The following is an 8567-nucleotide window of genomic DNA, read 5'->3' as shown; positions in this document are numbered from 1 at the left end:
CCACCTGAGCGTGGGTGACCCCCTCGCCCACGGCGTGGGAGAGGGCGGGGGTGAGGGTCGCCGCATGTCAGAGACCCTCTTGCCCCCTCTCCCGCTTGCGGGAGAGGGTTGGGGTGAGGGTCTTCGGGCTCTCACCCCGCCGCCGGCGTCTGCGGCACCACCAGCGATTCCCCGATCGCGTAGAACTGCCCGCCCGCGATGTAGTGCAGGCTGCGAAGCTCCAGTGGCGCGGACTCGAAATGCCAATGGCCGTCGCTGAACACGCGCGCATCGGCCCAAGCGGCGACGATCTCGCCGATGAAGAGGTCGTAGACCGCCTGGTTCCGGGGCTCCGGCATCACCCGGCACACCATCCACGCGGCGCATCCCTCGACCAGCGGAACGCTGACGCCGTCGACCTCGACATCGCTCAGCGTCGCGCCCGCGCGGGCCAGCTTGTCCGGATCCTCGACCAGGCTGCGCGTGCCCAGCGCATGGGTCAGCGTCAGCTGCGCCGCCGTCGGCACCTGCAGCACGAAATGGCCGCTTCCCTCGACCAGCCCCCGCGTGCGCGTGGCCTTGTCGATGACCACCGTGACCTTGGGCGGCTTGAAGTCCAGCGCGCAGGCCCAGGCGGCGGCCATCGCGTTCCGCACTCCCTCGTGGGCGGCGGAGACCAGAACGGTCGGACCGTGGTTGAGCAGGCGATAGGCCTTCTCGAGCGGGACAGGCGTGAAGTGTTCGTTCATGAAGCAGGGGCGGGCGGCGGGCCCGAGGCGGTCGACGCGGACCGCGCGATTGTGGCCGCGCCCGCGGGTCGCCGCCTCAGCGCGCCGGGGAAGCCGGAGGCAGGGGCGGGCCTTGCCCGGTCAGCGCCGCCAGCAGCGCCGGCCCGGCCGCCAGCGGCAAGGCATCGGCCTCGCGCAGCTGCTTGAGCACCTCGAACAGCACGTCGCTCTTCACGCCGTAGGCAGCGCGCGGGGAGTTGACGAAGCCCGTCACGTTCAGGATCAGGTGGATCCCGTCGACGCCGTCCAGCTGGACGTTGGGCGCCGGCGCGGGCAGCACGCCGGGATGGGCGCGGAAGATCGCGAGGATGGTCTCGCGGACCTGGCTGATGTCGGTCGCGATTGGCAGCGGCAGCTTGAACTGCACCAGGCCCAGCGATTCGCCGTAGGTGACGTTGCGGACGATCTTGGTGATGAACTCCGAGTTCGGGACGATGACCGTGGAGCGATCGCCCATCTGGATCTCGGTGGCGCGCACGTTGATGCGGCGCACGTCGCCCTCGACACCGGACAGCGAGACCCAGTCCCCGACCTTGACCGGCCGCTCGGCCAGCAGGATCAGGCCGGAGACGAAGTTCTGCACCACGGCCTGAAGACCGAAGCCGATGCCGACGGAGAGCGCGCTGGCCACCCAGGCGATGCGCTCCAGGTTGAAGCCGACGATGGACAGCGACGTGGCGATCACCGCGATGTTGCCGGCGTAGCCGAACAGCGTGGTGGCCGAGCCGCGCATGCCGGCATCCATCCGCGTCGTGGGCATGACACGCAGCGTCAGCCAGCGCTTGAGCAGTTGCACGGCGACCATGCCCAGCACCAGCATCGCCGCGGCCCAGAGCAGGTCAGTGGGCGCGAGGGTCAGGCCGCCCAGGGAGAGCTTGTTCTGCACGCTGCCCGCGCGGCGCGCCAGGTCCAGCGGGCCCTCGCCGTAAGGGGCGAGCAGCAGGATCACCGCGAAGAAGCCGACCAGCACGCGGCACAGGCCGGAGAGCAGCACGGCGGCCTGCTCGCGGGTGCGGGCCAGCTGCGAGGGCAGGGCCTGCGCGGCCGCGCCGGCCGCCTTGGCGGGCTCGCCGTCCTTGGCCTGCGCGGCGGCCGCCGCCGCCCCGGACGGCGCGAGCAGCGTCATGAACAGGTCGTCGACCAGCACGACCAGCAGATAGGCCGAGCACAGCACGATCACACCCCAGGCCAACTGGTTCATGCCGAACATCGCCAGCGGAATGAAGCCGATCAACAAGGCCAGGCCGGCGGCGATCAGCGCCAGCCAGCCCGCGCCGCGCAGCACCGACAGCCACATGGGCCGGGCCGCGAGCGCGGCCTCCTGGGCCTTCGCGATGTCGGCCTTGGCGGCGGCCTTGTCCGCGTCCTTGGCATCCTTGGCGGCGTCGGCGATCTCCCGGTCGGCCTGGGCGTCATCGTCCTGCCGACCTTGTCGGGCCACGGCGGCGTGCTCGTCCCGCGCGGGGGCCGCGCCGGATCCGCCGTGATGCGACAGGCGATCGCGCGCCCGGGCGATCAGACCCAAGCCACCGGCCAGGATCGCCATCAGCAACAGTGTCGAGATCAGGTCGACCAGCCAGGTGGTGGCCTCGCCCGCGTCGAGCAGCGAGGCGGTCCGGCTGGCCAGCCAGCCCAGGCCCGAGACCACGGCCAGCGTGCGGGGCAGCCAAGCTAGTCGGGTGGCCGTGGCGTCGGAGATCGACGGCAGGCGCCAGGACGGTTTCGCGGGCAGCAGCAAGGCGGCGCCCAGACCGGCGACGAAGCCCGCGAACCAGGCGATCGCCTCGGCGGTGTCCAGCCAACTGGCCAGGCGGGTGCTGGGCGTCGCGCCGGAGAGCAGAGCGAGCACTAGGCCGTGCGCGATCAGGCCGGGTCGCAAGGTGCGCAGCGCCACTTCGCCGAGCGCGTTCAGCGAGCGACGAAGACGGCCGGCGGGGATGCGGGTGACGCTGAGATGCGTGAGCACGCGGCGCAGCAGGATGCAGGCGATCAGCAGCAGCACGATGCCGCCGGCCAGCATGGCCCAGGCGCGCGGGGCGACGGCGCGGGCGAGGCTGTCCAGTTCCGTGCCGAAACCACGCAGCGCCGGGAGGTCGCGATCCAGGTCGTCCCCGAGAGCCTCCCAGAAGCCGGCCTGCAGCACCGAGGGCGCGCGCTCGGCGAGGCGCGCGCCGAGCTGCTGACGGCGCGCCTCGTTGATGGCCGTGACGGCCTGGTCGGCCTCGACCTTGAGCAGCTTGGCCCGCTTCACTTGTCCGTCCAGCGCGGCGACCTGCTTCTGCAACTGCGCGCGCTGGGCGGCGACGTCCGCGGGCTCCTTGACCCCGGCGGTCGGCTCGCCCAGCTGCTTCAGCTTGAGCTGGGCATCGCCCAGGTCCTTCTCGTAGGACCCCATGACGTCCTCGGCCGTCGCGGCCGCGGTCTGCGCCTGCTTGCGCGCGACCTGCAGCGCCGCGTCGCTCACGTTCTTGTCGGCGACCGCCTTGTGGACCTTCGCCATGTCCTTGCTGGCGGTGTCCAGCTGCACCGCCGGATCGACCGGCGCGGCCTCGTCGCCCTGGGCGAAGGCGGGCCCGTGCATGCCGATGAGGGCGGCAAGAACGACAGCAAGGCCGACCAGCAGTCGAGTCAGGAAGGGAACACGCATCAAGGGACCAGGGCAGTCGGGGTCCGCGGGGACGGCAAGCGGCGCTCCCGCGAAGAGGGCGACCTGCGCTCAATGGCCGGGCGCCCCACGGGGACTGTCGCGCGCGCGGCGCGGCGCTCCGGGCAGGAGGGGTAGAGTCACCGCCCATCTGTCCCGTCTCCGGAGCCGTGCCGCTCCGGGTCCCAACGCCAACCGGATGCCGCCATGACGACCTCTTCCTATCCCGACACCCGCCTGCTGATCGCCAACGAATGGGTCGACGCCACCGGCGGCAAGACCCTCGACGTCCGCAATCCCGCCACCGGTCAGCCCATCGGCAAGGTCGCGCACGCCTCCAAGGCCGACCTGGACCGCGCGCTGGCCGCGGCGCAGAAGGGCTTCGAGGCCTGGCGCGACGTGTCGGCGCATGAGCGCGCCGCCACCATGCGCCGCGCCGCCGCGCTGCTGCGCGAACGCGCCGGCGACATCGCCCGGCTGCTGACGCAGGAGCAGGGCAAGCCGCTGGCGGAAGCCAAGGTCGAGGTGCTGGCCGGCGCCGGCATCATCGAGTGGTTCGCCGACGAGGGCCTGCGTGTCTACGGCCGCATCGTGCCCTCGCGCAACCTGGCAGCGCAGCAGCTGGTGCTCAAGGAACCGGTCGGCCCGGTGGCGGCCTTCACGCCCTGGAACTTCCCGGTCAACCAGATCGTGCGCAAGCTGGGCGCGGCGCTGGCCACCGGCTGCTCCTTCCTGGTGAAGGCGCCGGAGGAAACCCCGGCCTCGCCGGCGGCCCTGCTGCAGACCTTCGTCGACGCGGGCGTGCCCGCCGGGACGGTGGGCCTGGTCTTCGGCGATCCGGCCGAGATCTCCAGCTACCTGATCCCGCACCCGATCATCCGCAAGGTGACCTTCACCGGCTCGACGCCGGTGGGCAAGCAGCTGGCGGCGCTGGCCGGCCAGCACATGAAGCGCGTGACGATGGAACTGGGCGGCCACGCGCCGGTGATCGTCGCGGAGGACGCGGACGTGGCGCTGGCGGTGAAGGCGGCGGGCGCGGCCAAGTTCCGCAACGCGGGCCAGGTCTGCATCTCGCCGACGCGCTTCCTGGTCCACAACAGCCTGAAGGACGAGTTCACCGAGCTGCTGGTCAAGCACGCGCAGAGCCTGAAGCTGGGCGACGGTCTGGCCGACGGCACGACGCTGGGCCCGCTCGCCAACGAGCGCCGCGTGGTGGCCATGTCCAAGGTGGTGGCCGAAGCCCGCGAGCGCGGCGCCAAGATCGCCACCGGCGGCGAGCGCGTGGGCTCGGCCGGCAACTTCTTCGCGCCGACGGTGCTGGCGGACGTGCCGCTGGAGGCGTCGGTCTTCAATGACGAGCCCTTCGGTCCGGTGGCCGCGGTGCGCGGCTTCGACCAGCTCGAGGACGCGATCGCCGAGGCCAACCGCCTGCCGTTCGGCCTGGCCGGCTACGCGTTCACGCGCTCGATCAAGAACGCGCAGCTGTTGTCGCGCCGCGTCGAGGTCGGCATGCTGTGGATCAACCAGCCCGCCACGCCCTCGCCGGAAATGCCCTTCGGCGGCATCAAGGACTCGGGCTACGGCACCGAAGGCGGCCCGGAGGCGCTGGAGGCCTACCTCAACACCAAGGCGGTGTCGATCCTGGGCGTGTGAGCGTCCCGCGGGCGCCGATCGATCCGTGATGAGCGCGTGATCGATCGCCCGGATCAGCCAGGGCCGCGGCGAAAGTCGCGGCCCTTTGTCCTGGGCCGTCCCGCCTTCAGCCGGCCACGATCAGCGCGACGCGCCGGTTCTGCGCGCGGCCCGACTCGGTGCCGTTGTCGGCGATGGGCCGCTCCATGCCGAAGCCGCGCACCTGCAGCTCCTTGAAGGCCAGGCCCGAGGTCTGCAAGGCCTGCGCGACGGCCTCGGCGCGGCGCAGCGAGAGCTTCTGGTTGTAGTCCGCGCGGCCGATGCTGTCGGTGTGGCCCTCGACGCGCAGGCCGGTGATGCCGATCTCGGCGAGGTTCTGCCCCATGCGCTGCAGCTCGGCGCGTTGCGGCGCGTGCAGCAGCACGGAGTCGAAGTCGAAGAGCAGGCTCATCGACAGGTTGAGTTCCCAGCCCGCGTCCGTGTGCTGGAAGCCGAGCTTGCGCAAGGCCTGGCGCTGCGGATCGGTCAGGGTGCCAGGACTTGCCTCCGGCGCCGGCGCGGCCGTCTGGCAGCCGGCGAGGGCGCCCAGCCAGACCCCGGCGGCGCCCACGGCCAGGCCGCTCAACAGTCGCCGTCGCGGGGCATCGTGCGCGTGGGTGGCCGGCGCGTCCGGCGATGCGGACCTCGAGGTCTCAGGCGCGTCGAGCGCGATGGCCCCGCGGGGCGGACGGGAGGGCGTGCGAGGGAACTTCATGAACTGCGACTTCCTCGGTCGTCATGGCGCGTCCGGACCTCTGCGGGCCCGCTTGCGTCGGTACATCGATTCATCGGCATGGCGCATCAGCGTCGCGACGCCGGCGCCATCGCGCGGGAAGACGGCGGTGCCCACGCTGATGCGGGGCTCGACCCAGCCGGCCGGACCCAGGTCCAGCGGATGGCAGACCGTGGTCTCCAGGTGCGCGATCAGGGCGGGCAGGGCGGCCGCGTCGTGCAGCGGCTGCACCAGCACGACGAACTCGTCGCCGCCCAGGCGGCCGACCACGTCGTGCTCGCGCAGACCGGCGCGCAGGCGATGGGCGATGGCGCTCAGCACCTGGTCGCCCGCGTCGTGGCCCAGACGATCGTTGATCTGCTTGAAGCCGTCCGCGTCGATGAAGAGCAGGGCGAGCTGCTCGTGCTCGCGGCTGGCGCGGTTGATGGCCTCGGTCAGGCGCTGCTCGAAGTAGGCGCGGTTGGCGGCGCCGGTCAGCGCGTCATGGCGGCTGCGGCGCGCCAGGTCCTCATGCGCGAGCTGGAGCTCCGCGTGGCGGGCCCGCAAGTCGGCTTCCTGCGCCTGGACCTGGGCCAGCAGGGCGTTGAAGTCGCCGGCCAGCTCGTCGATCTCGCGCACCGCGGCGCCGGGCACGCGGCGGTCGAAGGCCCGGCTGTGGCGGATGCCGCGGGTGTGCTCGAGCATCTTGCGCAGCGGCGCCTCGACCAGCGTCAGCTGATGCCGCGACACGCGCACCACGGCCCAGCCGGTCACCAGCATGCCCAGCAGCACGCTCACCAGCAGCCAGCCCATGGTGGCGAGCAGCATGCTCGCGTCGCCTTGCAGCAGCACATGACCGACGGACTCGCCCTGGGAGGTCACCGGCGCGTCGGCGCGCACGGACCAGAGCTCGAGCAGCTGCTGGCCCAGCGGGCTCGCGGTGCTGCGGGCATGGCTGGCGAGGACCCGGCCATCAGTGAGCTCGATGCGCGCGCTGACGATGCGCTCGCCCTCCACGAGGTCGGCGAGCAGGGTGCGGGCGTTGTCGGCGTCGCGGAAGACCACCGCCGCCTCGACCGAGTAGGCGATCGACCGGCTCAGCAGCTCCAGGCTGTGCTGCTGGGACAGCCGCAGCAGCACCGCGGCGCCCAGCGTGAGCACGAGTCCGACCACGAGCAGCGCGACCAGCGCGACACGCAGCTGACCGCGTCGCAGCAGGCCGCGCAGGCCCAGCGTCGCGGGCGGTGCGCCGAGCGTCTTCATGTGCGGTCCCCCTGGCGCGGCCGCGCGAGGCGCAGGACCTGGGGATGGACGCGCAGGCCGCTGCGGGCGACGGCGTCGAGGTTGACCTCGAAACGGGTGCCGCTGGCCTGGGGCTGGAGGCAGAACATGCCGCCGTCGGTGCAGAACTCGGGTCCGAGGCCGAGGCTGAGGACCGGCCGCTGGTTGAGCGCGCGCAGGGTTTGCCGCTGGGCGTTCATGCTCCAGCCGTCGAAGAAGATCAGGTCGCAGTGGGCGGGCGGCGGCTCGTCGACCTCGATGTCCTGCACGACGATCTGGCGCTGCCCATGCGTGCCCGCGAGCTGGCCGCGCAGCGACGCGGCCTCCGCACTGCCGCGGCTCAGGCAGGCCTGGAGCGGTTGGTGCTCGGTCGGCCAGCGGGTGTACTGGAGGATGCTCGCGACGACCGCGGCGGTGCCGAGCGCGGAGTCGGCGATGCTGCGCGGACGCGACGGGCTTTCCTGGGCCAGGGCGGGCCGGACGGCCAGGGTCAGGCTTGCCAGACAGGTCAGGACAAGCGAAAGGAACCGGAGCAGAAAGACACCACGCATGAGAAGCCGCGCCGCCGGAGGGAGCCGTCAGGGACGGGCCGGCGAAGCCGGGTCAGTGTAGGGGGCGCAATGGCGGGGCTCGGGGCGGAAGCCCCCCGAAGTCGGGGGCGGCTCATGCGCGACGGCCAGCGCGCCGCCGCCCGTCGGCGCGGTGTTCTGGTGTCGCCCGATGACAGTCGAGATGACCGGCCTGTAGCATCGGCCGTCCGGCATGCGCAGCGCGGCGGATCCCACCCAGCCCCGACAACATGCTGGCCGATCCCGGTCTGCAGCGGCAGATCCGGGCGCGCGCCGGTTCCGCTGATTGGTTCGCTACGGGGCCGATCTGCTCGCCAAGGACGTCCACGGGTTGACGGCGCTCGACGTGGCTCGATACGGCGCGAATCCCGCGTTCCGGCGCTTCGTCGAGAGCGAGTACCGCCGCCATCGGAAGAAGCTCGGAACGCGTGTGAGGACTGCCTGAAGCGGCGCTGTCGATCTTCCCCCTCCTCATTCGTCGTGTCAGCGGGGGCGGCACCGAGCCGCGCCAACAACCGGAGAACCGCAATGAACTACGTGGATGGATTCGTGATCGCCGTGCCGACCGCCAAGCGCGAGGCCTACCGCCAGCTGGCGCAGGACGCCTCGGCGGTGTTCAAGGACCATGGCGCGCTCCAGGTCGTCGAATGCTGGGGCGACGACGTGCCCGAGGGCAAGGTGACGTCCTTCCCCATGGCCGTGCAGCGCAAGCCCGACGAGACGGTCGTCTTCTCGTGGATCGTCTGGCCGTCGCGCCAGGCCCGCGACGAAGGGATGAAGAAGTCGATGGAAGACCCGCGCATGGACCACGACCCGAAGACCATGCCCTTCGACGGGCAACGCATGATCTTCGGCGGGTTCGAGATCATGGTCGAAGCCTGAGCCCCGAGGCGCCGGTCAGGCGCCCTCAGCCAGGCGCGCGT

7 protein-coding genes are annotated in these 8567 nt (G+C 71.9%); 2 read left to right on the top strand and 5 right to left on the bottom strand.

Annotated features, from left to right (window positions below; all coding sequences use genetic code 11):
• Positions 1 to 131: 131 nt before the first annotated feature.
• Positions 132 to 728 carry a flavin reductase family protein gene (locus MCHT01_RS09355; protein ID WP_067064911.1) on the bottom strand — a complete coding sequence of 199 codons (597 nt, stop codon included), beginning with the start codon at positions 726 to 728 and terminating at the stop codon, positions 132 to 134.
• 76 nt (positions 729 to 804) lie between these two features.
• Positions 805 to 3414: a DUF3772 domain-containing protein gene (locus MCHT01_RS09350; RefSeq protein ID WP_084452270.1), complete on the bottom strand. Its 2610-nt coding sequence runs from the start codon at positions 3412 to 3414 to the stop codon at positions 805 to 807.
• A 204-nt stretch (positions 3415 to 3618) separates the two neighbouring features.
• Here MCHT01_RS09350 and MCHT01_RS09345 point away from each other — a divergent pair, with 204 nt between their 5' ends.
• Positions 3619 to 5064 (top strand): NAD-dependent succinate-semialdehyde dehydrogenase, encoded by a 1446-nt coding sequence (locus tag MCHT01_RS09345; protein ID WP_067064909.1) that lies wholly within the window; start codon positions 3619 to 3621, stop codon positions 5062 to 5064.
• Between the two features lie 106 nt (positions 5065 to 5170).
• On the opposite strand, the gene yfiB is transcribed toward MCHT01_RS09345, so the two are convergent.
• Genes yfiB through yfiR form a run of 3 tightly spaced genes read right to left on the bottom strand, consistent with a single transcriptional unit; the run spans position 5171 to position 7626 of the window.
• Positions 5171 to 5797, bottom strand: coding sequence for an outer membrane lipoprotein YfiB (yfiB, locus tag MCHT01_RS09340; protein WP_084452268.1), 627 nt, complete (start codon positions 5795 to 5797; stop codon positions 5171 to 5173).
• A 21-nt stretch (positions 5798 to 5818) separates the two neighbouring features.
• Positions 5819 to 7057, bottom strand: a complete 1239-nt coding sequence (dgcN, locus tag MCHT01_RS09335) for a diguanylate cyclase DgcN/YfiN (protein WP_067064908.1) — start codon at positions 7055 to 7057, stop codon at positions 5819 to 5821.
• Positions 7054 to 7626, bottom strand: a complete 573-nt coding sequence (gene yfiR, locus MCHT01_RS09330) for a regulatory sequestration protein YfiR (RefSeq protein WP_067064905.1) — start codon at positions 7624 to 7626, stop codon at positions 7054 to 7056. Before yfiR ends, dgcN begins: the two co-directional genes overlap by 4 nt.
• A gap of 546 nt (positions 7627 to 8172) precedes the next feature.
• Between yfiR and MCHT01_RS09325 the strand changes: the two genes are divergently transcribed.
• Entirely contained in the window at positions 8173 to 8526 is a 354-nt protein-coding gene (locus MCHT01_RS09325; protein ID WP_067064903.1) for a DUF1428 domain-containing protein, read from the top strand.
• Positions 8527 to 8567 lie beyond the last annotated feature (41 nt).

Origin of the sequence: Mitsuaria chitosanitabida ATCC BAA-476 = NBRC 102408 (assembly GCF_001598255.1) — a bacterium.
GTDB lineage: Bacteria > Pseudomonadota > Gammaproteobacteria > Burkholderiales > Burkholderiaceae_C > Roseateles > Roseateles chitosanitabidus.
Note: the sequence above shows the minus strand (reverse complement) of the source record. Positions and strands in the feature narration are given on the sequence as shown.